25 protein-coding genes are annotated in these 26,404 nt (G+C 37.1%); 2 read left to right on the forward strand and 23 right to left on the reverse strand.

Going from position 1 to position 26,404, the window contains the following annotated elements:
- On the forward strand, positions 1 to 246 hold a 246-nt coding region (locus JSS34_00890), incomplete at its 5' end, for a transposase (protein MBS0184904.1).
- Here the strand turns inward: JSS34_00890 and JSS34_00895 are convergent.
- Positions 238 to 450 carry a DUF2383 domain-containing protein gene (locus tag JSS34_00895; GenBank protein ID MBS0184905.1) on the reverse strand — a complete coding sequence of 71 codons (213 nt, stop codon included), beginning with the start codon at positions 448 to 450 and terminating at the stop codon, positions 238 to 240. The two genes, JSS34_00890 and JSS34_00895, sit on opposite strands and share 9 nt — an antisense overlap.
- Positions 451 to 1,244: 794 nt before the next feature.
- Between JSS34_00895 and JSS34_00900 the strand changes: the two genes are divergently transcribed.
- Positions 1,245 to 2,054, forward strand: a complete 810-nt coding sequence (locus JSS34_00900; GenBank protein MBS0184906.1) for a hypothetical protein — start codon at positions 1,245 to 1,247, stop codon at positions 2,052 to 2,054.
- A gap of 11 nt (positions 2,055 to 2,065) precedes the next feature.
- Here JSS34_00900 and JSS34_00905 read toward each other — a convergent pair whose 3' ends face one another.
- From JSS34_00905 to JSS34_01010, 22 genes are all read right to left on the reverse strand, one after another.
- On the reverse strand, positions 2,066 to 4,195 hold the full coding sequence (locus JSS34_00905; GenBank protein ID MBS0184907.1) for a glycine--tRNA ligase subunit beta: 2,130 nt from the start codon (positions 4,193 to 4,195) through the stop codon (positions 2,066 to 2,068).
- Positions 4,196 to 4,202: 7 nt separating this feature from the next.
- Positions 4,203 to 5,075, reverse strand: a complete 873-nt coding sequence (locus tag JSS34_00910; GenBank protein ID MBS0184908.1) for a glycine--tRNA ligase subunit alpha — start codon at positions 5,073 to 5,075, stop codon at positions 4,203 to 4,205.
- A gap of 295 nt (positions 5,076 to 5,370) precedes the next feature.
- Entirely contained in the window at positions 5,371 to 6,327 is a 957-nt protein-coding gene (locus JSS34_00915) for a threonylcarbamoyl-AMP synthase (protein ID MBS0184909.1), read from the reverse strand.
- 21 nt (positions 6,328 to 6,348) lie between these two features.
- Positions 6,349 to 6,939 (reverse strand): septum formation protein Maf, encoded by a 591-nt coding sequence (gene maf, locus JSS34_00920; protein ID MBS0184910.1) that lies wholly within the window; start codon positions 6,937 to 6,939, stop codon positions 6,349 to 6,351.
- A 3-nt stretch (positions 6,940 to 6,942) separates the two neighbouring features.
- Entirely contained in the window at positions 6,943 to 7,161 is a 219-nt protein-coding gene (infA, locus tag JSS34_00925; GenBank protein ID MBS0184911.1) for a translation initiation factor IF-1, read from the reverse strand.
- Positions 7,162 to 7,446: 285 nt separating this feature from the next.
- Positions 7,447 to 7,983 (reverse strand): hypothetical protein, encoded by a 537-nt coding sequence (locus JSS34_00930; protein ID MBS0184912.1) that lies wholly within the window; start codon positions 7,981 to 7,983, stop codon positions 7,447 to 7,449.
- A gap of 582 nt (positions 7,984 to 8,565) precedes the next feature.
- Entirely contained in the window at positions 8,566 to 9,486 is a 921-nt protein-coding gene (locus JSS34_00935) for a hypothetical protein (GenBank protein ID MBS0184913.1), read from the reverse strand.
- 341 nt (positions 9,487 to 9,827) lie between these two features.
- The gene (locus tag JSS34_00940) at positions 9,828 to 11,093 is read right to left on the reverse strand and encodes a PD40 domain-containing protein (protein ID MBS0184914.1); all 1,266 of its coding nucleotides are present in this window, start codon (positions 11,091 to 11,093) and stop codon (positions 9,828 to 9,830) included.
- Between the two features lie 173 nt (positions 11,094 to 11,266).
- On the reverse strand, positions 11,267 to 12,514 hold the full coding sequence (locus JSS34_00945; GenBank protein MBS0184915.1) for a hypothetical protein: 1,248 nt from the start codon (positions 12,512 to 12,514) through the stop codon (positions 11,267 to 11,269).
- A gap of 2 nt (positions 12,515 to 12,516) precedes the next feature.
- A complete protein-coding gene (locus JSS34_00950) occupies positions 12,517 to 13,497 on the reverse strand; it encodes a hypothetical protein (GenBank protein MBS0184916.1) in 981 nt (326 codons plus the stop codon).
- 125 nt (positions 13,498 to 13,622) lie between these two features.
- Positions 13,623 to 14,537 carry a hypothetical protein gene (locus tag JSS34_00955; GenBank protein ID MBS0184917.1) on the reverse strand — a complete coding sequence of 305 codons (915 nt, stop codon included), beginning with the start codon at positions 14,535 to 14,537 and terminating at the stop codon, positions 13,623 to 13,625.
- Positions 14,538 to 14,646: 109 nt separating this feature from the next.
- The gene (locus tag JSS34_00960; protein ID MBS0184918.1) at positions 14,647 to 15,504 is read right to left on the reverse strand and encodes a hypothetical protein; all 858 of its coding nucleotides are present in this window, start codon (positions 15,502 to 15,504) and stop codon (positions 14,647 to 14,649) included.
- Positions 15,505 to 15,636: 132 nt separating this feature from the next.
- Positions 15,637 to 16,743: a hypothetical protein gene (locus JSS34_00965; protein ID MBS0184919.1), complete on the reverse strand. Its 1,107-nt coding sequence runs from the start codon at positions 16,741 to 16,743 to the stop codon at positions 15,637 to 15,639.
- Positions 16,744 to 16,826: 83 nt separating this feature from the next.
- A complete protein-coding gene (locus tag JSS34_00970) occupies positions 16,827 to 17,771 on the reverse strand; it encodes a hypothetical protein (protein ID MBS0184920.1) in 945 nt (314 codons plus the stop codon).
- Positions 17,772 to 17,887: 116 nt separating this feature from the next.
- On the reverse strand, positions 17,888 to 19,741 hold the full coding sequence (locus tag JSS34_00975) for a hypothetical protein (protein MBS0184921.1): 1,854 nt from the start codon (positions 19,739 to 19,741) through the stop codon (positions 17,888 to 17,890).
- 111 nt (positions 19,742 to 19,852) lie between these two features.
- Positions 19,853 to 21,010 (reverse strand): hypothetical protein, encoded by a 1,158-nt coding sequence (locus JSS34_00980; protein ID MBS0184922.1) that lies wholly within the window; start codon positions 21,008 to 21,010, stop codon positions 19,853 to 19,855.
- A 70-nt stretch (positions 21,011 to 21,080) separates the two neighbouring features.
- Entirely contained in the window at positions 21,081 to 22,079 is a 999-nt protein-coding gene (locus tag JSS34_00985; GenBank protein ID MBS0184923.1) for a hypothetical protein, read from the reverse strand.
- A 494-nt stretch (positions 22,080 to 22,573) separates the two neighbouring features.
- The gene (locus tag JSS34_00990) at positions 22,574 to 23,092 is read right to left on the reverse strand and encodes a hypothetical protein (GenBank protein MBS0184924.1); all 519 of its coding nucleotides are present in this window, start codon (positions 23,090 to 23,092) and stop codon (positions 22,574 to 22,576) included.
- A gap of 146 nt (positions 23,093 to 23,238) precedes the next feature.
- Positions 23,239 to 23,991, reverse strand: coding sequence for a hypothetical protein (locus JSS34_00995; protein MBS0184925.1), 753 nt, complete (start codon positions 23,989 to 23,991; stop codon positions 23,239 to 23,241).
- Between the two features lie 134 nt (positions 23,992 to 24,125).
- Entirely contained in the window at positions 24,126 to 24,329 is a 204-nt protein-coding gene (locus tag JSS34_01000; protein MBS0184926.1) for a hypothetical protein, read from the reverse strand.
- Positions 24,330 to 24,350: 21 nt separating this feature from the next.
- Positions 24,351 to 25,388, reverse strand: a complete 1,038-nt coding sequence (locus tag JSS34_01005; GenBank protein ID MBS0184927.1) for a hypothetical protein — start codon at positions 25,386 to 25,388, stop codon at positions 24,351 to 24,353.
- Positions 25,372 to 26,352: a hypothetical protein gene (locus JSS34_01010; GenBank protein MBS0184928.1), complete on the reverse strand. Its 981-nt coding sequence runs from the start codon at positions 26,350 to 26,352 to the stop codon at positions 25,372 to 25,374. Before JSS34_01010 ends, JSS34_01005 begins: the two co-directional genes overlap by 17 nt.
- Between the last annotated feature and the right edge of the window lie 52 nt (positions 26,353 to 26,404).

Below are 26,404 nucleotides of genomic sequence, written 5' to 3' on the forward strand. Positions count from 1 at the left end.
GGTGCTGCTTGGCATAAGGGGACGCACCTTGTTGTTCCAGCTAACATAGAAATCATGATCTTGCCTCCTTATTGTCCAGAGCTGAATCCGGTGGAAAAGCTTTGGCAATTCCTCAAAAATCGTACGATTAAAAATAAGATATTCAGCACATTAGAAGAGCTCGAGCAAACTTTAATCGAAACTTTAAATGCTTTAACGCGGCAGCTTATTGCTTCCATTTGCAGAACATCATACTTGTTATTTTAATTTATGGAAATAGTATAACAACGCAGAAAGCTCTTCAACATGCCTTTCATGATCCTCTTGGAATTCAGTTAATTTGTCTTTATAAGTCTGATTTTCGAGTCTTTCTATTGCAGCTTTATAAGCTTCAATTGCATCATAATCTAATTCTAAAAGAGATTTTAAAGCATCCGAAAATTTTGTTTGGGTTCCCACTAATGTTGCCATAATATGCTCCTTTCAAAAAATAATTAAATTATAAGTTTATTCATATGATGAACTTAAAAAATTAGTCTTTTGACTCCTTTAAAAATAAAACAAAGATGGACCTTTGGCATACTTATAAGAAGGTGAAAAGATATCTTAGCTTAATACTATTTTATATTTTCTTGAAAAAATTCTTATTTATTCGTAAAAAACTTAATTCTAAATGCCGGCATAAATTTCAGTTTTTTGATGGAAATTGAATAAATGTATTTTCTCAAAAAAACTTACTACAAATTTAGGGTATCTTAAAAAAAAACCACCTAACAAGTCCCTTCTTTATATATTTCATATAAATTTAACACGCGTGTAAAATGTAGATCTAAAAAAAGCGTCTTTAAGATTTCTATCATTCCAAAAATTCCTTTTTTGTATGCATAAGTGGTAATATAATTTACCTATTTATATAGGAAAGTGGAAAGAAATATTTCCAGAAAGGACTCTTTAGGGTGCATGTATATAACCAAAATGATATCTCTCAAAAATACTAGAAAAAATTATATTTTTTGCCTGCTCCATAATACAAATAACGGATGAGGCTGGATATTTGGTCAAATTTCTATTATTTTTTTATTTACTTAAAGCCCCTCTTTTAATCGATTTAGTCGCATCCAACTCGATGCGTGAATTGGTCGACCTTTTGTAGAGTCAGAAGATTATTCTAAGAAGACGACAAAAAATTATAATTAAAAGCCCAACTCTCTTTACTTCCCTATCCCTTTTTTGTAGAAGGAGGGAAAGAAAAGAAAGGCGAGATAATGATGCTCACAGAAGAAATACTCTTTAGAGAACTTAAAAAATCACCTTATCTTCCGATTAAATTTCCCATTTCTCGATATCAGCTTGAAGAAGCAGCCTCCTCTTTTTTAAAATTCTTAGAACTTCCTGAAAATCTTAAAACGCATATTGACTTAAAAATTGCACCTCTCCATCGACGTGGTGACATTGGCTTTAAACATCGTGATTCGGCAGCTGATATCTATAATGACACAAAAGATTTTTTTCACTTCCATCCCCTTATCTTTGAAAAATATGGTTCTTTTTTAAATGAAAATTCTGTCATTCAGGACTTTTTGACAAAAGCAAATCTTATTTGGACTGCAACCCATTCCGTTGTGAAAGAGCTTATGGGATTAATAGACCAGCGCTTTCCAGGAACAACTCAAAAGGTATTTGACACCGATCATGTCCACATCTTATTACGTTTTTTAAAATACGATTGGAAAGAATGTGGGAAATATCTTGCAAAACCTCATTTTGATGCAGGTTCCTTCACCTTAGCAATTGCTGAAAGCTGCCCAGGATTAAGAATTGGCAAAGGCCCCGATGATCTAAAAATCATAAACCATCAAGAAGATCATGCTCTTTTTATGATCTCAAGTAATTTTAAGAAAACTATTAATACCAATGAGCTTTCTCCAGCATGGCACGACGTTATTCAATGCAATGAGACACAAATTGGACAACCCTTTTCAAGATGGGCGATTGTTGCTTTTATTGATGCCGCGAATGTCGAAGCTCTCGACAAGTCCGAAACCCATAAATGGCCTGTTGTTGACCTCTCCTAAAGAGGGCTAACTTATTTGTTACCTTCTTTTTCAATTTTTGAAAAATCCGCGAGCTTCTCAAATAAATTCACAACGGATTTTAAAAGACGATGTCTATTTTCACGAAGAATTGCATCGGGAGAATTCACTTGAACTTCTTCAAAAAAAGAATGAAGCGTTGGTGCAAGATTTGAGAGAATTAAAAAAGCTTGTTTAAAGTGAGCATCTTTTTTATGAAAATCACCTTTCTCAAACGCGTCTTGAGCATTTTGTAAATGGTTCCAAAGTTCTAATTCAGAAGCCTCTTGAAACATTTCTCTTTGAGGACTTTCTGAGAGATCAAAAGAGCTCTCTTTTAAGATGTGGCTTGCACGGCGATAAACTGTTAAGAAGGTTTCTCCTTCCTCTGACTTAAGAAAGGAGTCAAGGGCCTCTGACAGAAAACATGTCCGCGGAATATTATCTGACCAAGAGGCTGTCAAACACGCAGCAACACGATCTTGAGAAATACCTTGCTCTTTTAAGCTTACCTTCAACCTTTCTTCGAAGAATTCTAAAAGTTTTTGACATGTTTTGGGCGTATCAAAATCTATTTTTCCTTGATTTTGATAAGCTTCTAAAACAAACGTCATAAGTTTCTTGAGAGAAACTTCAAGATGATTATGACGCAACAGACGAATCACACCAAGAGCTGCGCGCCTTAAAGCAAAAGGATCTTTGGATCCCGTTGGGAACAGACCAAGTCCAAAAAAACCAACCAACGTATCGATTCTGTCTGCTAAAGCAAGAATAATAGACGTTATTCTTTCCTGAGCATTCTCAAAAGTCATTCCGAGCTCATATTGTTCTCTAATTGCCGCACAGACTTCTTTTGCTTCACCTTGGAAAGCAGCATAATAAGATCCCATAATCCCTTGTAATTCAGGAAATTCTTCCACCATTGTACTGACAAGATCAGCTTTTGCGAGTTCACCAGCACGCGCACAATGTTTTAAAATATCATTCTCTTTTAAGCTTCTCTTTTCTAAAATATAAGCGCCAAAAGAGCCACCACATAAAACTTTTAACCTTTCCGACTTATCATAGAGTGACCCAAGCTTATTTTGAAACACGCGCGTTTTTAATTGTACCAGCATATGATCTAAAGAGGTTTTTTGATCTTGTTCCCAAAAAAACAAAGCATCCGATAAACGTGCTCTTAAGACACTTTCGTTGCCTTTTTGAATGATCGTTTTTGCAGATTCTGGAGAAAACCCATTCGTAACGACCACAAAGAAAGGTTCTAAGGCTTGTTCTTCAGGTTTTTTAAGAGAAAAATAACGCTGATGAACCTTCATAGACGTTGTGAGTACTTCCCGTGGTAATTTCATAAAGTCTTTTTCAATTTCTCCTAATAAAGGAATAGGCCATTCGACAAGACCTGTAATTTCTTCAAGCAAATCTTCATCTGCCACGACTTGAAAATTCCGATCTTGCGTAATTTTGAGAACATCTTTCCAGATTTTTTCTTTGCGCTTTTTTTGGTCAAGAAGGACAAAATGTTCTTCAAGCTTCTTTGAATACTCTTCAAAAGAATGAACTTCAAAAGAATTGGGACTTAGGAATAAATGCCCCCGTGTTGTATTCGAGGATGTCACACGCCAAGCACCTTCTCCTATGGTTATTGGAATAATTTGATCCTCAAAAAGCGCGAGCAGACCTCTTATTGGACGGACCCAAGAAAGATCTTGCGCTCCCCAACGCATGGATTTTGGCCAAGGAAAATTCTTAATAAGGCGTTCTATGATTGGGCCTAAAAGATCTTGCACCTTTTTTCCTTTTTCAAAAGAGCGATAAATCCAAAAAGACCCTTTGGGACTTTCTTGGAGGTGGCATTCCTCAAGTGTCTTAATTCCTTGAGATTTTAAAAATCCTTCAACCGCTTGTCTGGGAGCATCCATGCGTGGCCCACGAATCTCTTTTTCAAAATTATCTTGGGATTCTGGCAAACCCGTTACAACAGCCACCAATCGGCGTGGGGATACATATGTGGTAATATCTTTAAAAGAAAGCCTTTCTTCTTTTAAGGCATTCCCTAAAAGATTTTTTAAATTTTCACAGGCATCCTCTTGCATGCGCGCTGGAATTTCTTCAGATAAAATTTCAAAAAAAAATGTTTTCATAGGAATCTCATTTTAAAGGCTCTTGAGACGCAACCCAAGCTTCACAACAAGCCCGTGCAAGATCGCGAACCCGTGCAATATAGGCCGCACGTTCCACAACACTTATTTTGCCACGTGCATCTAAGAGATTAAATATATGGCTTGCCTTAACACAATAATCATAAGCTGGTGTAACGAGGCCCTTCTCAAGAAGAGCGCGTGTTTCACATTCAGCATCTTCAAAACCTTTGAGTAAAAAGTTTGTATTCGCAAATTCAAAGTTAAAAGCAGAAAACTCTTTTTCGCGTCTCAAAAAAATATCCCCATAAGTTATTTCTTGATCCCCTCTTCCGCCATTCCAATTTAACTCATAAACAGAATTTTTGCCTTGTAAAATGAGCGCAATACGCTCAAGCCCATAGGTAAGCTCCACCGAAACAGGATCACAAGGGAGACTTCCCATATATTGAAAATATGTAAATTGACTAATTTCTTGGCCGTTGCACCAAACTTCCCACCCCAATCCGGAAGCTCCTAAGGTGGGACTTTCCCAATCATCTTCAACAAACCGAATATCGTTTTCAGTGAGAGAAAAACCAATTTCTTTTAAACTTTCAAGATAAAGTTCTTGAGAATTTAGAGGAGAAGGCTTTAAGATCACTTGAAATTGATGAAAAGCCTGAAGCCGATTGGGGTTTTCCCCATACCGTCCATCGGAAGGCCTTCGAGAGGGCTGAACAAAAGCAGCGTTCCAAGGTTCTTTTCCGAGCGTTTTAAGCGTGGTTGCCCAATGAAATGTCCCAGCCCCCATTTCAAGGTCATAGGGCTCTAAAATAGCGCACCCTTGCCGCCCCCAAAAAGCTTTTAATTTGAAAATAAGATCTTGAAAAGAAAGGCTCACATCATTTCCTTTTTAAGCGTTATTTAAAACAAAAAGACTTAAGAAGAGAGAATTGATTTGTCTTTAGAAAATTAAAAATATTTCTCAAAGCCATCTCTTTTAAAATTTTCCTCTCCAACCAAACCAGAATTTGCATTTAAATTGCATATATCCTCAAAAGTCCATCTGTAAGATAGTTCAAAGTCTATGATCTTTCAATGAAATAAGATTTTTTTTGCACATGTTCGAAAAAAGTCATATGAGGATGACATTTCTTGTCTCTCTTCTAAGAGACATCTTAACAATAAAAAATTTTTCAATGCTTTGATCCTTCTGCCGCACGCCTTAATCTGTCATTGATCGCTTGTCCCAATCCCTGTTCAGGAATAGATTGCACGGCAATTCCTGTAATATCCTTCTGGCGATCTAAGAGATGTAAAAAGGCAAAAAGGTTCTGCGCTGCTTCTTCTAAACTTTCTGTCTCACTCAAATTAAAAGAGACTTTATATCCTAAAAGGGGCTTTCCAAAAGCAAGAAGTCCTTCATTTGGATTAACATTTTCCACATTAAGTCTCAAAGGAAGTCGCGGCGCATAATGTCTTAAGAGCTGTCCAGGAGCGGTAATTTTAGAAACTTTTTGAAGCTTAGAAATCTTCTGTCCCAAACACGCTTCAATTTTCTCTTTCTCAAGCCCCCCTTCTCTTAAAAGAATTGGCGTCTCTTCCGAAAGATCGAGGATAGTCGACTCTAATCCTACCTCAATTGGTGAACTATCTAGAACCATGCTAAGTTTTGATTGAAAATCTTCTAAAACATGATGGGCTCGCGTTGGTGATAAAAAACCAGATCGGTTCGCACTCGGCGCTGCAATAGGGCGGCCAAAAGCCTTTAAAAGTGCGCGCGCTGTGGCGTGAAGAGGAACGCGAAGGGCTACAGTTTCAAGTCCAGCGGTTACAATTTCTGATAAAGGAGAGGTTTTCTTTTTTTTTAAAACGAGCGTCAAAGGCCCTGGCCAAAATTGGTCCGCTAATTTTTGAGCTTCTTTCCCAAAAAAAGCGAGACCTTCTGCCTGCTCTTTGTCAAAACAATGGACGATAAGAGGGTTAAAGGTAGGACGGCCTTTAAGTGTATAAATTTTCTGACAGGCTTTGTCCTGAAAGGCATCCGCTCCGAGGCCATAAACCGTCTCTGTAGGAAAAGCAACGAGTTCAGCTTCTTTTAAAAGCAGAGCGGCTTTTTGAATGTTTTCAAACGTTGAAGGAAAAAGAGACATTATCTATCCTAAAAAAGACCTCTACCGATTATCTTCCAAAGAAATAACACCTGCACCCCTTAAAAGATTTCGTGTCTCGTAAAGGGGAAGACCTAAAATAGCTGTATAAGACCCATTTATCCGCTTTACAAAACTTCCTGCAATGCCTTGGATTGCATATCCTCCTGCTTTTCCAAATCCTTCATGACTCTTTATATACATTTCTTTTTCAAGAGCCTCAAGCCGCTTAAAGCATACGCGTGTTTCAACAACGCGTCGCCAAACCTTTTCCTCAGGAGAAATCAAACAAAGCGCTGTGTAAACACGATGACTTTTTCCAGAAAGCAAATCAAGGCATTGGCGGGCCTCTTCTTCTGAAGAGGGAGCTGCAACAATGCGGCGTCCACAAGCAACGACTGTATCTGCCCCGAGAACAAATCCTGGAAGCCCTTTTTGATCTCTAAAAATTTTCCAAGCTTTTTCGAATGCAAGTCTTTCGGAAAGATTCTTTGGAAGTTCTTTTTTTAAAGGGATTTCATCAAGGCCCGCCGGAATAACTTCAAAGTTATCAATACCTATTGATTTTAAAAGGTCACGGCGCCTTGGGGAGCTTGACGCTAAAATAAGCTTCATTGCTTATTTCTCACGGAAAGAAATGCGTCCTTTGGTCAAATCATAGGGAGTCATCTCAACCATCACACGATCCCCAACAAGAACACGAATTCTATTTTTACGCATTTTACCCGACGTATGGGCAAGAACAATGTGTTCATTATCCAGTTGCACACGAAACATAGCATTTGGCAAAAGCTCAATTACCACTCCTTGAAATTCCATCAAATCTTCTTTGGACATTCTATCCTTTCTCTCTTAGCATCATAAAATATAAATATCTTTTTAGTATAAGAAACATCTTGAATTTTCCTAGTAAAATCAATTTTAAAGAGAAAAAATACGAGAAAATTTTAAAAAAATACCCATTTATGTCGCTAAAATGCCGTTAATTTCTCTTCTTAAGAAATATTTTTTCATCTTTAAACAAAAAGAACAGGAAAGCCCTTAATTTTATCACACATCGAATAAGACTCTTAAAAAAAAGCACGATTTTCTTTCGTGCTTTCTTTTTTAATATTCCTCTTTTTAAAATTTATCAATATCCATCGGAGCTTCAAATAAAAAAGCAGAAAGAGGCGTATATTGTATCGTTAAAAGATGATGAGGATCTTCAGGAACAGCGCCTTCTATTTTAACCACTTTTCCTATAAAAGAGCCTTCATCATTTGGAGATACAAAATTAAATCTTCCTCTTGCTTCCTCCTCAAGTCGTTCTCTTGGCACAGGCCCAAGCCCAGCAGGTGCCCGAGGTCCCCCTTCCTCAATAGCCCAATATGTATGTGAAACTTCCGGGGAAACCTTAGAAAGAAAATGCTGCAAGAATTGCTGACTTGTTGCAGAAAAGAAAAGATCTAAAAATCCGTCTCTCACCTCACGCATTGGCGTCAAAGTAATAGAAAAACGGCATCCAACTGGAAATTTCTTATTAGGATCCCAAGCTGCATCATTTTCTTTCGTATAGACTCGTTTTAAAGAAGGTCCATCTCTTGTTGTTTCATAAGTTACCCCTAATATATCATCTCTTGTTTTAACACCTTGAACAGCATTCAGGGAAAAGACCAAACATCCAAAAAATATAATTAAAAAACACGTTTAAACATTTCCAATCTCCGATAAAATTTATAATCTCTTTTTACCCTATAGAGCTTTTCTTCTCTTTTCAATGCAAAAACAAGTATGTAAGAGTTCATAACAAATGAGACAAAAATCTCAACGAGCTCAAAGAGAAGAAAGTTGAATATACTGCAAAGGGGGGAGATCTTTCAAGTTACGATGAGGTCTGTAAGAGTTATATTTTGATAAAGCTTTGCGCAGAGCGGATTCCATGCCTCTGACAGAATCCTCAAGAAGATCTGATCGATTAAAAATTCTTCTCAAAAAACTCTATTAGCGCGTTCAACACCCCTGTTATATTGAAGTTTTTTAGGAGTAAGAACAATAAAGGGAATAGAAAGCTCAGAATATGCAATCCTTTGATCTGCATAAAAGGCCTCCAAAGTTAGGGTTTTAAGACATTCCTATCTTAGAGGCCTTTTTGATCATAGAAAAGAGGGATGATCGTCGCTACGGTGCTATTTAATGCGCGCTCCGCTCATCCCTCTTTTGTCTCATATGTGTTTGAACTCGGACATTCTTTAAATACTGCTACGACACACTATCATTTATATACCTTTCAACAAAAGCGTTCCATTCACTTTCTGAAATGCTTTCTCTAGGAATAAAAATCTCACTCTCTTCCCTAAAGTTCGGATCTTTCAATATTTCACTTGCTAGGCCTGCGGAAAGATTTCCTATCTCAATTATCCCATTATTATACCTGATAGAAGAAGCACCAAATTCTGCTAATTTTTGCTCAAACTCAAAGTTAAGAACCGCTGTTTTTATCCTAAGTCCAATGGAGGCATTAATCGGCAGTATTGTAAGTACATTCTTCAATAAAACCGGATCATAAATATGCGTCGCACCAGATCCATAATCAATGCCCCAAAGATGAGCCCCTGATCTAATATCATATACTTCTTCCCCCATTTTCCCGACATTAAAGCTGAGCGCCCCAGCCAAAAATCTGTAGTCAACTTTTTTATCTTGAGGGAAAAATTTATTTAAGGTGTCAAAATCTTTTCCTCCTTTTTTTCCAAAAAAAGAAAACTGGCCCTTAACACCTTCCGAACGTTTATCTTTTAAAAATTTCTCAACTGAAAAAGCAGATAAATTATACTCATTACTTCCATTTCTTCCTCCAAACTCAGAAATAAGTTTCATGGCTTGAGGCGTAGAACTTTTATCCAATTGAATATCATAGTAGACGTCACTTCTTATCTCATCATAGCTCGCTTCATACACATTTCTAAAAGCCTTAAGATCCGAACTCTTAAATTGAATTCCTTTCTCACTTCGAAATAATTCTGTCCATTTCTTTTGGCTTTGTTTTAGGTTTTCAAAAAATTTATGGCGGCTTCTTATCTTTCCAACTTCAAGGTCATGCCCAAAGTGAGAATCAGTTCTATTTTCTTTCTTTCTTTTTGGATTTTCTCCTGAAGCAACTAAAAAAGAGCTGAATACCATAAAAACTCCAAGAAAAGTTATTGTTACTTTATTGATTCTTATCATTGATCTTCTCGCCTGTTGTTTGTTCATTTCTTTCAAGTTTGGTTTTAATACTTTCAAAAATCACTTACCCGCATGTGAAATCTGATTCTCTATGCCTTCTTCTTTCCCGGCTTCTAGACCTGAAAAGCAACCGATTGTAAACATCATCATCCCAATACCTGAGACCTTTTTATTTATATGTTTCATTATATTTCTCCCTGTTGTTTAAGCCCTTGTTATTGTTTTATTTCTTTTATATTTTGAGACTTTTGAATGAATGTTTTATCCTGCCTTACCTTTTTCATTAACCAATTTTTTTAAGGTCTTAATTTGAGGGTATCATATACGAGTTCGCCACCCTCTAATGATGTATTTAGGATATCTTCCCCTTGGGATCCAAACCACATTATGTCTCTCAATGTTTGGAAATCGTGCGGATGAAGAGTTTCAACGGTTAGTGCCGCACTGAGGGGACCTTCCGGTAAATTCATGATTCTTAAAGCCTGTTCACCATTCAGACCTTTCAGGCCAAAGCCACCATTCTCAGTTCGGTAATAGGAAAGTTCTTCTTTAAGTGCAAAATCCAGAACCTTAGGATACATTTCTGGCCAATCCATCTTAATTCTTGTGGGAGAATTTCTCTCGACTAAAGAAAATAAAATTGGCATAATTAGATGATAATGATTTGTTCTTAACGTTCTTCGATCAGAATCTACATAAGTATATCTGCCGATAGGATCCGACCATTCAATATCTCCATTCTTATAGTAATCTAGAATCATAGTGTCTGTTTGGTAATGCGTAAAGGCTCTGCCAAATGGATCTGATTCAAGATGAGAAAACCCATCAGGCGCGGCTGCATATGTCCTCCCCTGAAATTTTGCCTCAAAACCTTTCAAAAAAGCCTTTGTCATATCCTCTTGCGTGATCCCCTTAACCCGAATAATTGCTCCTTTAGCAAGCGCTTTATTTTTTGAAAAATACGATATAGCGATGGGCCACCATTGTGCTCCCAAAAATATTCTCTTTCCATCTGGTGACCAACTTGGCGCCGCGTCTTTTATGCTTCCTTTTATAACTTCTGGCCCCTGAAATATCTCCGTTCTTCCGATTCTTTTAGGATCTTCAAGTGCAATTTTAGAGTCATAACCCTCCTCTAAATCAAGGAGCTGACGAACGAAGAATTCAGAAAACTTCTTTTGCATTTCTATTCTCTGCTCTTCTGGAACGGGTGTTTGAAATTCAATGCTTCCTGTTAAACGACCTCTCTCAAAAATATCTCTTTGAGGAATTAATTTTTTGACACTTAACGCAAGATCTCCTTCGAAAACATGATTTTTTTGATCATAGATCCCCCTATCAGCGCTCTTTAAGTCTTCAATTAAAACATATCCAGCTCGAGGGGTAGAAAAACGATATACTTCTTTATAGTGTGAAAGATCTTGAGGAACAAAGCGAGAATCTGTTACAGCCAGGCGCATATCTTTTTTTTCAGGTTTCATTGCATTAAGAGCATCCACAGAAAAAATACCTGTCAAAACAACTATTCCAAATGAAAGTGTTATACTTTTAGTGAACTTCATAAGCTTCCTCCTTGTTCATTTATTTTTTTAAGATTTTTTAGATTTTATTTTTGTTTTGGATTTATTTTTGACTTTTTAACGCGTTTTAATTCTTCTAATAAATCTTTCTCTTTGTGTTTTTGTTTTAATTTTAAGAAAGGCGTTCTATTCGCCTTTATCCAGCAATCTCCTTTTTAGGAGAACTCGTCATCCCCTTCTAAAGACAGAATCAGGACTCTTCCATCTTCTTCTCCTACAGGAACCAGAGCAGGAAACGCTTCATTAGATCTTATATTGCCATAATCATCCTTCCAAGATTTTTCTACTTCTATAAATTTATTAAAGGCTGGCCAAAAATTCTCTAATGAGTCTTTTTCTTTGAAATGAAATTCTCCTATTTCTTTTAGAAATGTTGCATCTGTCATTAAAGGTATAACATCTCCTGCGCGTATATTTTCCGCATGGACAATTCCGTTATACTCCTTAATAGAAGCATCCATTTCTTTCAGCTTCTCTAGAACATCAGGACTTAGGCCTCTTTTAAATCTAACATCAATTCTTGCATCAACAGAGCCTGTTTGCATCAGTTCTTTGGCTAACCTTTGGTCAAAAATTGTTAAATTGTTAGCTTGAGGATTCCATTGCCACACGGCTCTTCCTCGTTCACGGTCATAACAAAATCCTCCTAGATCTCCAGAAGCAAGTATAAATCTGCGCGCATATAAGAGATCATAATCTTTACCTATCAGAGCCCATTCGGGAGAAGCTATTTGATCGGTATATTTTAAATGCGTCTGTATATCACTAGGCCGAAGCGCAACAGGACGACTCAAAGCCGCATAAAGCCCGGAGGTGGGCTCATCCAACCAAAGAATTTGGGGATTGACACCTAAGGCCCGGTCATAGTCTGCATGCTTCGCCATACCCATTTGATCGAAAAGAAGTTGAGAGAAACCTTCATTTATTCCTTTTCCTTGAAGATATATGTCTCCTCTCACCAAGGAAGATCGTTTATCATTTAAAAAGGCATCTATGGAACCTCGAGGTAGGACAAAGATATGATTTTCCACCTGTTTCCCATAATTTTTAAGTGCTGCTTTCGTTTGAAAAGAAGAGGTATCATCCGCCCTAATATAAGCTATAGCCCTTCTTTTATCTTCTAAAGAAAGTTTCCGATAAACCTTTTTAAATGTTTCAATATCAGAGGATTGAACCTCATAATGATCTCTGTCTTTTCTAAGTTGCATCCAAGGTCCATTCGCCATTTTTTTTAACTTTTCAAGAGCAGTTAGCTTAAATTTATCTTCGGTATCCATCTCATATCGATATAGTGCATCATGTTCCGTTCCAAAAAGTTCAGCATTGAATTTCCCCCCTTTTAATGAAGCGTTGAATAAACAAAGAATACCGAAAGAGATGAATATAATTTTAGTAAATCTCATTTTTACTCTCCTGCTCCCTCATCGTCAAGCTCATCGAAGAGTTCATCCAAATAAAGCCGACTCTTTCTTTTCGAAATAACCCTATCAGAAACCGTTATGAAATAAGGATGCATGTTATAATCTTCCCTCGACATTCTATCAATCCAATTAACCGCTCCTTGCGCAGGCATGCTTACATCCAGAACCTCTCCATTATCTTTTAAAACTTCTGCATCAAAAAGCTTTAATTTCTCTCTCACGTCTTCTGTATTTCGAACAGTAAGAGCAATGCCTGTATTAGGATGGGCCTTTGCGATGTCATCAACTATTTTATAGGAAAGCATAGGATCATATATATTGACTATTCCTTCTGGTATATGGCGTTCCCATAATTTTCTTCCCTCCCCTAAGTTGTAACCCGCTTCTTTACCTTGCCCCCATGTATAAGCATAATCTCCAGTCAAAATTGCCTTTTTATAACCTTCTTCTTTCATTCTTTTCCATGGAGCTTTTCTCCAACCACTTTCTATAAATTCTAAATCAGCCCATGCTAAGCTATAATCCCGACAGACAGTAAAACCTGCAACACCCTCCCTATCTTCAAGAAGATCTTTTAATTTTCCTTCTTTTACTTTGAAATAAACCCCGTCTAATGTATCTGCATATGGCAGCAAGCGCGCTTTTACACCAGGAGAAACTTCTTTTGCGAAACGAAATTCAACGTTAACCTTCTCTTTTTCGGCTGGAGTTAATGATTTTAGAGCTTCTAAAATTTTAGGAGCGTCCGTTCCTTCAATCTTATTTTCTTCAAGATTAATTTTGACAAATGATGTTGCTTTTGTCTTTCTTTCATCAAGGCCAAAAAACGGCATTACTTCAGTTTTAAGCAAAGCAGCTTTTCGATGCTCGGCTTCTTTTTTCATTGCATCCACTGGGAACAAGGAAAAGGTATTTCCTAAAACGATCATACTTAAAGAAATTATTGTGATTTTGTTTCGCCTCATCTCTTTCCTCCTTGTTTTAAACGCATCTTTTATTTTTTCTGCATGTTTTCAGAGGCCTGTTGAGCGTAAATATTTTCTTTTGCGTTCAAAATACCTCTTGTCTCACAACAGACGTTTTGAAAATTTTACTTTTCTCGTTGTATTTCTTTATAGGCTTTCAGGGCCTCTTTCACTTTCAGAGAAGGAATTGCACTTGCTTCAAAAGAAATGGTAAAATCATCCTTCGCTTTTTTCTCTAACCCTCTAAGGACCTCCTCTGCTTTCATTTTTGACTTTCCGAAACCTGTAAACCCTTCTTTTTTATCTCTTCCAATCATTTCTCGAGTATCTTTCGAACCCTCTTGTCCCCAAGAAATCTCGGCGTCAGGAGAAATCCTCTTAAGTATTTCTTTGGAAAGAGCCCTTCCATAAACAAAGATACGATTGTCTTCAGGTCTATAGGATGCAATTTTCTTTCCAGTTGAATCATAAAGATCCTCTATGTCTGCATTTCTTCCAGACCAATAACTATCATGCACCATAATCTGGTCATATGGTTTTATGAAGGAACCCTCTCCTATAAAATTTGGTGTAAAAAGAACTTCTGGGCATCTAAATCCAACTCTCTTGATTGCTTTTTCAGAAACATCAGGATCCTGAAGTATCGCCCCAAAACCAAGCGCTGGTATGACATAATGATCTTTTTCAAAAGTTTCTCCCTGGGCTTCAAAGCGTGCTCGAAATTCAGGAGTAGTTTCTATAGGAAGATAAACCTCAACTCTTATTTTGTCTTTTTCGGAAGGAGACATCTTTCCAAGAGCTGTCATAAGACCTTTCATATCATTCCCTTCAACCCATTGAGTGTTTCTGTCATAAGCAAGATAAGGTTGCTTTATATCAAAAAAGAAACTTCCAACTCCCATAAAACCTGGTGATGCAAAAGAAGTTACGGCTCCGTTTCCATACATTTCTGTTTGACTCCCCTGCACTGCAGCAGAAGAAAGAACGCCTCCGATCACGAAAATACCTAAAGAAAAAGCTGTGATTTTATTATATTTCATGTTTTGTTCTCCTTGCTTTTTTTACCAATTTTTATTATTTAGATACATTTTGTATACCTGGAATGTCCCTCTCATACGTATAAACACCTATATCTTCTACAAATTTGCCTCAATTTCCCGGTTGTAAAGCTGTATCTGGAAACTTCATGTATTCTATTCCTCCTGAAGTCATGAACCCAAAAGCAAGATCCCCTACAGGTACATTTTCCATTTTCAAAGATTCTCCATCTATCGTATAAGAAATTCTTTTTTCATCTAATGTAGACTGAAACTCTTTGAGGGCATTTACAGAAACCACCTGATCTTCTGGCAAAATATCTATCATTTTCCGCGTTAATCCTTTCCCCGTTACAGTAACTTCTCCAGTGCCCAAATCATGAATAAGTCTGTCACCAGTTGCAGCATTGAACACAGTTTCCTTTCCCCGTCCGCGTGCAAAAACAACATCTCCCTTCCTAAGAAAAAAATCAAAGTCTTCATGTCCTCTAAACCATTGCGTCGCAGGCGCTATCTGGGGAGCCAGCATATATATTCCTAATTCAGGATGGCCCTTCCACTGTTTTATAAATGCGTCAACCTCTTTTCCTTGAAGCTGAACGGTTTCTCCCTTTTTACGTAGGCCATATTTCCTTAAAAATTTTCGATCTTCAGAAGAGGCATTGTTATCCAAGCGTATTTCTACAGTAAGGTTTTTCCTTTGTTCAGATGATAAAGAAAAAAAGAGTTTTGAAAACCCATCAGGATCCGTTCCTTCTAATCTTTTCTCTGTTTTGTCCCAGTATAAATAAGGATTTTCTTTGAGTTTCTTAAAATCAAAAAAAGGCTTTTTGAAAGGGTTGATACTTTTTTCTCTAACTTCAACATCCTTCTGTTTATCTTCTTCTTTTCCAGCCTCAAGACTTGCAAAACAAAAAGAAACGCCCCCCATGAGCATAAACACAGCAGTCGTCATCTTAAGATATTTCATTTCCTTCTCCTTGTTTTAAGTTATAATTTCATTGTTTTCTTTTTTATTTTCATGTTTTATGAAGACATCATTTTAAAAAGAACTTATCCAAAACATTTCCTTATTTCCCAGGATGGGTTTTTATGAATTGGATTATTTTGAATCCTCTCCTTTCAGCAACCTATTCAGCAGTTTTTCCTTTAAAAGACGCTTTTTTTGAAAATCCATCACCTCCTTAGAAAGTGTTATTTCTATATCATCCATCCACTCCTCAAATGGAATATCTGCAACTTTAACATCTTTAGAACTCCAATATCCTTGAGAATCAAGACCCAATGGGATACCATGGGCTTCAAATATAGAAGGAACAACGGACGCACTTGTTTTTTTAACTTTTATATCCACTCTTGCTGCAGGAGGGAGAGCGGCACTAATATCTCTTGCCAACGGTCCTCTGAAAGTAAATTTTCCTAAGAGAGAGTCATACCCATAGAGTTTGTCTCCCAGCTTTGTATAAAAAGCTTCTCCCCATCCGCCACGTGCAAAATAACCTCCACCCACATCCCAAAGTATAACAAAGTCCTGTTTCTTCAAATCTTCCGAAATTTTTGAAGGGACAATCTTTAAAAAGTCCTCCTTTTCCATGCCAGTTATTTTAAAATCAGCCTCCTCTATCCCAGGAAGGTTGATTAAATTAGAATAATGTTTTAGAAACTGCTCAGGCGAGATTATATAATCTGTTCCATCATAAACAGCCCCCAAATTTACCAAACTTCTTCCAACTTCAAGTACAGACATATTATATGGAAGACGAATCCTAACGCTCTTTTCCCATTCTTCTTTACCTGTCACAACACTGCCTGTTCCTAGGACAATATGGTTCTTTTCTAAGCGAGGAGCAGTTGCAACACTTTCATCCAGCAGTTGAGAGGCTCTCCTTGAATCTTTTTTTGAGTCCTTAACTTCTACTCGCGCAATCACTTCTAAATAATTTCTTATTTTAGATGCATCTCTGCTTCTGATCTCCCCTGCATTAAAATCCAATTCTACAGAGGACCTTTCCTTTATTTTCTCATCAGAGGGAAGATTGGACTTTCCATTAAACTGATCTTTAACACTTCCCTTAAACATTATATGTTCGAAAAAATGCGCTAGTTCCTCTTTTTCTGATTCCCTCTGCAGCGCCTGTATGGGAGAAAAGGAAGTCCCTATTAAAACGCCTGTAATTAAAGAAACTGTCGTAAGCGTATTGATTTTCATAAGATTTCTCCCCGTTTTTAAGGACATTAGTTTTTTGTTTTTTTATTCAAGATTTAAAAAGAATTCGTTTGATCCTTTCAATCTTACATAGCTATATTTGCATTTGCATTTAAAAAATTTGCAATTTGTTTATCTATCTGCTCACTGATCATAACGTCAATAGAACTCCCATCCGTAAATCTTAGAGCATTGAGTGATTGAAGACCCTCTGCTGCAGGCACATCTTTTACATAAAAACCTGCTCCATTTTCTTCTTTGTAAACAAAGCCCAACCTCTTATTGCGCTCATTAAAAAGCAGATCATCCAATGCTTCAAATTTTATTTTAACACGTGCATTTGGATCCAGGTTCGCAAGAACTTCTTTTGAAAGTATGGGATCCTTAATCCTCACAACACGCTCTTTATGAGAATATTCTATGATGGGTTTTCCAGTTTTCTTATCAAACAGAGACTCAGTATCTCCTGTAACGAAACCAAAATATCCAGCCCCTTCATAATATTGATCAAAATTTCCATCTTTTAATTTCTTTCCTCCCGCTACATATCCCCAAAAAATGTCTTTTGGACAGTTAAATCTTAGAAAAGTTCTTGTTGGCAATTTGTAGAGGGTGTCAGACCATAAAGAGTTAAACTTCTCAGCCGGTACTGTATAAGCGCCCAATTCAGAAATATCTTTAAATGCTTCTAATTTTCCTTTGACTTCTGGAGCAGGAGAATATCCTTCTGGAATTTCAAACCGAATCTTTGTCTTCTTTTTTTCTTCCTCAGGGAGTAAAGCGATTACACTCCTCAAGGTCTTTAAATCTGTCCCTGATATCTCACCTTTTGACTTATCATACCTAAAATACTCTTTTTTCTTAAACTCTAACCATTCGGGGAGTACTTTTCCCGTGGCCTCTATATCGGAAGCCTGCATTGTTTGATTTCTAAAGTCTCTTCTTTCCATATCTACCTTTGCAGCATTAGAAGAGTCTCCCGCTAAAATTGCTATTCCGAAAGAGAAAATTGTAAATGTTTTCAGTTTCATTTTATTTTTCCTTTTTTAAAGTTTATCTTAAACACCTTATTTAGACATTATTTTTTTGTCTTTTAATCTTAAAAAGCCTTTCTTCTTTTCCGAAAAACAATCTTCAAAACCTTTCTTTATACTTTAGATTCCGAATGCTTTTCGACCTTCTCTTTATCAAAAGAGGATTTAGGAACAGGACGGTCTCCTTCAGACTTGAAAGACACATGTCTTTCTGGTTTTGGATGTTCCAAGATTTTAATTTCGGCCATTTCTTCAAGCTTATGACGCCGGTCTTCACGGGCTTGCTCAATAGCTTTCTTAAAAATTTCAGCACGAACTTTCGGTATTTTAATATCCGCTTTAAGAGCTGTTATTCCGTTTTGTGTGCCAGCTATTGTGAAATTCATGTCGCAAGCACGCTTCTCATCCTCTGCCATATCTGAAAGAACAACAAATTTTTCGCCTTTTTTCAAAACACCAACAGTTGTTCCAGTAACAAGATTTTTAAGAGGGACACCTGCATCTCTTAAAGCAACAGAAATGCCTGTAAGTGCAACGGAATCTGCAGCGCCATCGATTCCCATTATTTCAGAATCAACTTGGACCTGATAAAGAAATTCTTCTTTCAAAGGAAGGACAGGACGAAAAGCCTTTTCCATAAAAAGGTTAGAGATTCCATCAATGGTGTACAAGCCCGGCCGTCGTCTTTGTTCTATATTTGTCAGAGAATCAAAGGGTATCTTCACAAGCCATCTCTCATCGACTATAGGTTTACCTGCTTCTCTTTTTTCAAACTTTACCTTTGCTAAAGCTTGGTTTTCCCCTGAGCTCACGAATGCACTTCCATCAGCATCCCCTGAAAAAAGCCCAGCCTCTCCTCTTAATTCTCGACTTTCTTTTAATTTACGTTTGTCTTGGCGCTTTCCGTGGGAAATTTCTTCTCGAACAATTGCAGCATAAACTGCAAAAAACGCCTTATTGAGCCAAAACTCAGGAACGCCTTTGAAAGCAGGATCTTGTTCTAAATTCTCAAAAGCACCCTCAAGAAGAACCTTACGGTTTCTCCAATCCTGCTCTTGAGGCACAGCTTTAAGTTCCTCCAAAACTTGAGAGGATACTTTCTTTTTTATGTCTTCAAATGCTTGAACTTCAGTCCCATACTTTTTTGTCGCAGGATTCATTCCCGCCTTGTTTGCAAGACGATCCATGGCTGCAATCAAATTCTTAAACTCTTTCTGTCCTTGGGCAAGGGCCTCTAAAACGGATGTTTCAGGAAGTTCATTTGCACGGCCCTCGATTGTTACCAAATCACGCACTGTTCCCGTCAAGAGCATGTCGAGATAAGCTTTCTTTCTTTCTTCTATCTTTGGATTAATGACATAGTTCCCATCTACCAATGCAACGCGCGCTGCACCAAAGGGCTCTCTTATTGGAACGCCGGAAAGTTTTAAAGCTGCAGAAGCCGCTAAAAATGCTGCAACGTCACGATTTTCATGGCCTTCCAAAACGTCACATGTCACAGTCATGGGACGCGCCCATCCTTCAGATAAAAGAAGAGAAATGGTGCGTTTTAGTTGATCTGCTACATTTTCTTCAACCTCCTCAAACACTTGAGGTTTACCAGGTATTTCTTCTTGCTTTTGAAAAGCTTCAAATCCTGGTGTGCGATAAGACACCATCAGGGGATCAAAATCGGGCGCTGCTATTTGGGGTTTACCAATATCAACAGTCGCCAAAACAGTTGTACCTCCTAATCTTACAACAGCTGATCCATCGGCTTGTCTTGCAAACCCTCCCGTTTCAATACTGAAAGGTAATCCTCCAAAGGTGGTTTCTTCCCGATAAACACGCGAATCGTTAAGAAACATTTCCAAGCCTTTTTTGTCTTTTTTTTCTTCATTTAAAGAATCTTGATCAGACGCAAAAGAAAAATTGAGCCCTAAAAGAAATATGCTTAAAGTGGTCATTGTTAAGGTCTTGAATCTCATAGAACTTCTCCTCATTCATCTTATGTTAAATATAACTCACATTTTGATCCCAACTCTCATCACCCATTTCTCAGAGAATCATTCTTCATTAAGATAAAATTTCGGTTTCTTTTACCATCTGGCACGATATCCTTCTGAAGTTCTGAAAATACTTTTTTCTTGTTTTTCATCCATAGGCGGCCTTAAAGTTTCTTTTCCTTGAAGAGCGATTTCGGGCATTTCAATAAGCTCTATTTTTGACCTAAATTCTGAAGACGTTAAGAAGCGAACGGCTTTCGCCCTCTCCAATTTTGCCAAGATATATCCATCAGGTTGAATGCTATAAGAAATCTGTTGTTTGTCTAGTTTTTGTCTTACGTTCGCCTCATCTTTCATCTTTAAAACAACAGGAAAATTTAGGGATTGAACCTTAAGATCATCCTTAAATTTCCCTCTCCAATCTCCTTCAGAAATAATTATCTTGCCTTTTTTAAGGTCAACCATGGCATTTCTATTGGTATCATATATCCCTTCTTCAGAACGGCCAAAGGCATAAGCCTTTCCATCGGCTTCAAGAAGATATCTCCAATTGTTGTAAGACCTATCTTTAATAGGATCTTCTCCTTCTCTCCCCCGTCCGAGATGCCATTGATCTACGACCTGGGAAGGTAAGTGTCCTTCAACTTGAACAGTATAATCTGTCCTCTCTTTCCCATCCTTATTATTTTCCCAAACAAGCCCATCAACATCATTAGGGGAGATTAAAAGCCATCCTCCTGTCACATTATTTCTTATCCAGACTTCATGACCTCTATTCAGCTCTGACCTCCTCTCATCCCAAGATCTCTTATAAACTTTAACTTTAAGAGCTTTTCTTTCTTCTGGAGAAAACCCTTTGAGAAAAGCCTTCAATTTTTCTTTTCTATTGGTTGAAAAGAGAATTTGTCCCGGTAAAATAACAAACTCCTGCCACACATGAGCATTGTTTTTGATCCCATCAAAATCCACAAAATTATAGTTATTCCTGGCATACCCTTGCAGAAAACTCTCTCCCTGATAATAATTTAAGGGGACGGAGAAAGCGGGATGGGAAGGATAAGGAACTGAAACTTCATTATCTTCTCCATAAGAATCAAATGTAACGAAGGACGAAACATTGGTTCTTTCATCTAAAACAGTTGCATCTTGCGCCTGCGAAATATCAGGGAGCTCCATTCCATGAACGGTCAAAAGAGGATACGACAAAAAAAGAACTTTAAAAGAAAGAGGGATAATTTTTCTGAATTTCATAATAGACTTTCTCCTGTGTTTTGAATAAGGTTTCGTTTTGCTTTATAAGTGAAAGAAACTTTTTCTTTTATTAAGCTTCAAAAGAATTGTATCCAGGTGATCCAAAACCGGTTTCAATGAATAAATTCCTCAATCTTTCAGCATCTTGACTGTTCTGAAAAGCGATATTTGAACGCATTATATTGTCTTTGAAGAAGTCACTATATCCTGGCTCAAACCATTTTTCATAATCATAATTATACCATTTTGTTCTAAGAAGACCATTCCCATCTATATCGTAAACAACATTCCAGTCATTTAGTTTTTGTTTGACTTCGCCAATATTTTTGAAGGTTACTTCAAAAGGATCTTTTAAATTGTGATAACTCCAATAAGCGACCCATTTTAAAGTTTCGTAATCATATATTTTTATAAATTTCTCTGCAGGAACATATTCCCAAAGTTTTTGTCCTGTTTTTGCGTCATAAGCGGTCTCTTTATTTTTTTCAGTTGCGAGAACTTTGTCAGGAGTTTTTAGGATAGAGGTAACACCATCAGGAACGAAATCTGTATGAGCGAATATTTTTATCTTCTTTTCAGGGTCAGCATCATAAGACCATCTAAAAGTTACGTTTCTTTCCTCTAATTTGCGTTGCGCCTCTTTATCCTTTAAAAGTTCATGGATCTTTTCTTTATCAACATAGAAGGTCTTTCCTTCCACTCTGCCATATTTTTCAACAAAATTGTTCTTTCCCACGTCTTGCCACACTAACCTAAGGTCATCATCTTTTGCACCTGTTTGATCTCTCCACAACTCATAATTCCTACAAAGCTCTATCCAATTATTACCTGTAACGAATATTCTCCTGTTCTTTTTTTCTGCCTTTATCCATCGAACGTCTCTCTTTTTAGTAATTTGACCTTCATACATAGCTCCCACGTCATCTTCTTTTGAAAACTCTATATTCGCTGGAGCTTTTCTTCTTAGAGTATCTTTGATTTCTGGCGCTGCCTTAAGTGTCTCTGCTGCCAAAGAAATTGTAAGAAAAAGAGAGCCTAGGGTTGTTACTGTATGTTTATTAAGTTTCATTTTTTGTTCTCCTTATTTGTACGTGATTGTTTAACTCTTTATGCTTTGCTCTAACTTTCATTCTTCAAAAGTGAGCTGAATGAAGCAAGAACTTCATATCTTTGAACTTTTACTTTTCATATTTCACCAAGATATCCTCATTTCTTATAACAATGAGTTCCCCCTCCTCAATTTCAGCTTCAGCTTCGCCAAACCCCTCAAAGGGAAAGCCGCGAGAACGATAATACTTAAATAAATTCTGGTAATTTTATTGAATTTCATATGTTTTCTCCGTGTTTATTGTTTTTTATTTTATTATTTTTGGTCTTTATTGTTTTTGTTTTTCTAATTTAGAATATACTAATTTTTAGAGATTGGCACGCTTAAAAAAACAGTAAAGGGATCAAAATCCGGAAAATAAGGTTATGTTTCAAGTGACTATCCACGGGTTAATACCCGTGGTATCTGCGCCACCTTTTAGATAAAAGTTTTTAAAGGATCTTTCTATCTAATCTTTAGTCAACTTCCATAGGAGCTTCAAATGCAACCGTAAGAGGCGTGTATTGAAGCGTTAAAAAATGGTGAGGATTTTCAGGAGTATCCTCTTCTATTTTAGCTATTCTTCCTTTAAACACCCTTCCATCGCTTGCACCCAAATCAAATCTTCTTTTTGCTTCTTCTGCTATTCTTCTATAATCTGCTGCTGGGTCTTGGTTAGCACCCATTCTAATTACATCTTGCACAAAAACGTCCTCTTTAAAGATCCAAAATGTATGAGGCTTTTCTGGGGAAACTTTGGAAAGAAAGTGTTGAAAGAAATTCAAATGCAAAGGTCCACTAAAGAAAAGCTCTAAAATTTCTTTTTCAATACCTTCCTGAACGGGGGTTAAGGTAAGAGAAAATCTGCTTTCTATTGGAAATTTCCTCTCAGGATCCCAATGTGCGTGTCTTTTTTTCACATAGGCACGTTTTAAAGAGCGACCTATTTCCTGACTTTCATAAGTTAATTCTAATAATCCATCGTGTATTTTCACACAAAGAACATTATGGAAAAAAAGACAACACAGGCAAAAAAAGGCAAATGAAAAAATACGATTAAACTTTCATAAGCTCCTTAACTAAAATGATCTCTTTAACCTATAGTATTCCCCCCCCTCTTTTCTTCAAGATTCTAAAAAATCTACCTCAGGAAAAAGCGACCACTTAGGGCAATACCCACAGAAACACCCTCAAAAACAGCTGAAGCTATACTATCTGAAACTATAGCAGCATCCTTTCCATTCCTATGTAAGATGTGAAAGGCTTGCTCAGGACGTAAGTTAGGCAATACGAGGTGCCCTGTTTCTCCAAGAGAATAAGAAAGCTCATATCTTTTCATCATACCTCTGACTTCTGGATAGTCGAAAAACTCTAGGTTGATCCTTGCCTCCTTATTCGTGTCTTTCAATAACCTTATGTGTCTTTGAATTTCTTGAAAGTCATTGGTGCGATAGATTTTTTTAACGGGGTCAAAATATCTATACTTTCCTGTAGAATCATCCCTTAAATATACCCATCCCTCATGATTGTTAACCTCCATCAAAGGGCCTTTTCTATAAATTTTTAGAGAAAAAGGGTGCCCTTGAGGAACAGCATAAAAGAAAGAGTTTAAAAGATCCTTTTTCTTATCTCGTCCCTCCCCTACCCCTATAGAATCCGGATAACGTTTATCAATTCCTATCAAATGATCAAGCCAGAAATTATTTTCCGGCCCCCAAAAAGCTGTGGGTATAAGTTTAAAAGTGACCCTTTCAGAAAGATTTTTATTTTCTGAAATAAATTTCAAAACCGCAGGGAGGTTCTTAGGGTCTATAGCAACTTCCCTTTTATCAGGAGAAACTCTCCCTCCGTGTCTTTCGAGCCATATCATTTCCACTTCTTTCAGGGTAAACATAAAACGAAATGTTCCTTTGGACTCAGGTATAAAGATCTCTTTTCCATCATATACTGTTTTGAAATCGTCTCCTGTTATTTCTTTTGCACCAGGATTCCATGCAAGAAATTTTCCAGTTTTAAGATCTTCTACTCTTATATTTCCGCTTGAGTCTTTAAAAAAATGCTTCGCACTATCAAAAGACAGAGGTTTTTTTCTTTAGCGAGGTCTTCAAACTTTCTGGCTTCTTTTTGCCTCACCGTATTTTTTTCTTTATCAAGTCCAGCTTCTATAGATGTTGCTGAAAAAGTTTTTAAAATAAGAAGTCCAAGAGAAAGTGTTGTTGTATTGAGTTTCATAAGATATCTCCCATGTTTTCGTTAAGGATTTTTTTCTTCGCTTATCGCGTTAGCTTCTAAAAAGGTGTTAGAAGATATGCCCGCGTTCCCTTCAAGCACGGGTTGCTCATTCAATTTACGCTGATTTATGTATTCCTGGAATACCTCCAGCAGGTGCTCTTTTGTCATACTTTCTTGTTGAAAATAAACTTCTGGAGACGCCCCTGCCTGTCGAATATCCAACACCATCCGCATAAGGTCTCGCCGAAGGCCACTTACTTCCATAATATCCTTATGATGCGTAACAGATGCGCCTTCTTCTATCAGCTTTCTCTCAAGCTCGAGATCTCTTTTTTGTATTCTAAATCCAACAGGTGCCTGAGGCTTTATTTTTTGAAAAGCTCTTAGAGCGAAATCCTGATCATGAAAGATCACCCACTTTGATCCACTATCAATCTGCCAAAGTTCTTTTCCTCTTCTTACATCATAGCCCGCTTCTTTTAAGGGACCAGTAATAAGAGCATATTCATCTGTCAAAAAAACATGATTAAATGCTTTGTCTCCCAAGAAAAACTTATCTGAGAAATCAGAACCAACCGGTGTTGGTGCCCAAATAGAAAATTCTCTTCCTTCTTTTAACCATCCATTTTTTATAAGGACATCAAAGGAAGGATAAGGCAATTTCCACAAGCCCTTTTGATCTTTCATTCCATGTTTTTTAATAAATTTTTTTCCGTCACCAAACCCATGCGCGTCCAATTTAATTTTAAATTTAGCCTTTTTTTTAATCTCTTCAGGAACTGACCTATAAAATCTTTCAAATTCAAAGGGATCTGAACTTCTAATATGAACCCCATTTTCTGTTCGGAAGCCTTCTGTCCATTTTTTTGACTTGTTTTTTAGGTTGTTAAAAAATTCCTGAGGGGTTTTTGACTCTGCCTTTGGGACCTTCTCCTCGATGGGACCATAAATTATTTCTCTCTTTTCTCCCTCAGGATAGTGTTCTGATGCCTTTAAAAAAGGACTGAATACCGTACAAACTCCAAAAGAAAGAAGGATGATGTTAGATGTTTTCATCATAAACCTCCCTGCCGTTCTTGACGTTTTTTACAAATCCTTCTTGAAATAAGGCAGCAGGAAATTCAACCCTCCCTTTAAATTCTTCGCCCCCGTATGCAAACCATCCATATGCTTCCTCTAAAGAGAACTCTTTATAAAAGGTTCCATCATTTCCTCTTCTAAACGCTTCAATGCGGTTCTCTGTTAATTTTATTTCTGCTTTAGGCTCACCTTCAGCAATTAAACGAACAGGGACATTCGGAAAGCGATCTTTAAATTTCTCAATCATCTCAAGTGCAAGCGTTCGATTATAGATGCGAACCTTTCCGTCTTTAACAGAATGCTCCCAGATTTTTTTTCCAGATTTTCTATCATAAAAAGCCTCTTTTCCCGCATCCCAAGCTAAAACACTCATATCATTCACAATATAATATCCATATTTCTGTGCTTCTAAATCGCGCCTTATTTCGAAGTCTTTAGAAGTTTCTAGACCTGGAAGCTGACCCTGACCCATAGCTTCGCGCGGATAGGTGTGCCCACGCAAAAACCAAAAGAAGATCTGACGAATGTTACTTATTTTGTGTGTCTTTAAAAAATCCTCAAAATCGTCGGGTTTTAGGGCAAAATTATATCCATCCCTCGTTTGTGCAAAGGGTTTATAAATTCTTTGAAGTTCAGGAGAAGCTTTTTGGTTAAGTGTAAATCCAAGGCGAACATTCTTTTTTTCTTCAGGAGACATTCGTTTTAAAGCTTTTTCAATTTCAGCGACATTTGTTCCTTTAAGTTCTTTTCTTTTCTGATCAACCTCAATATAAGAGCCTTTTCTAAGCTCATTTAAAGCAATGAAATGTTCTTTCTCTTTTTTTTGAGCTTGATCACTTCTTTCCATTTCGGCTTCTGTTGCTTTTGTACCTTGCACAAAAGAAAGAGATCCACTTAAGATAAAGACACTTAAGGACAGTGTTGTTATATAATTTATTTTCATTAGATTCTTCCTTTTTTTAAGTTTCTTTTTAATTTTATGATGCTCTTATGCT

The sequence above is a fragment of the Pseudomonadota bacterium genome (assembly GCA_018242545.1).
Classification (GTDB): Bacteria; Pseudomonadota; Alphaproteobacteria; order 16-39-46; family 16-39-46; genus 16-39-46.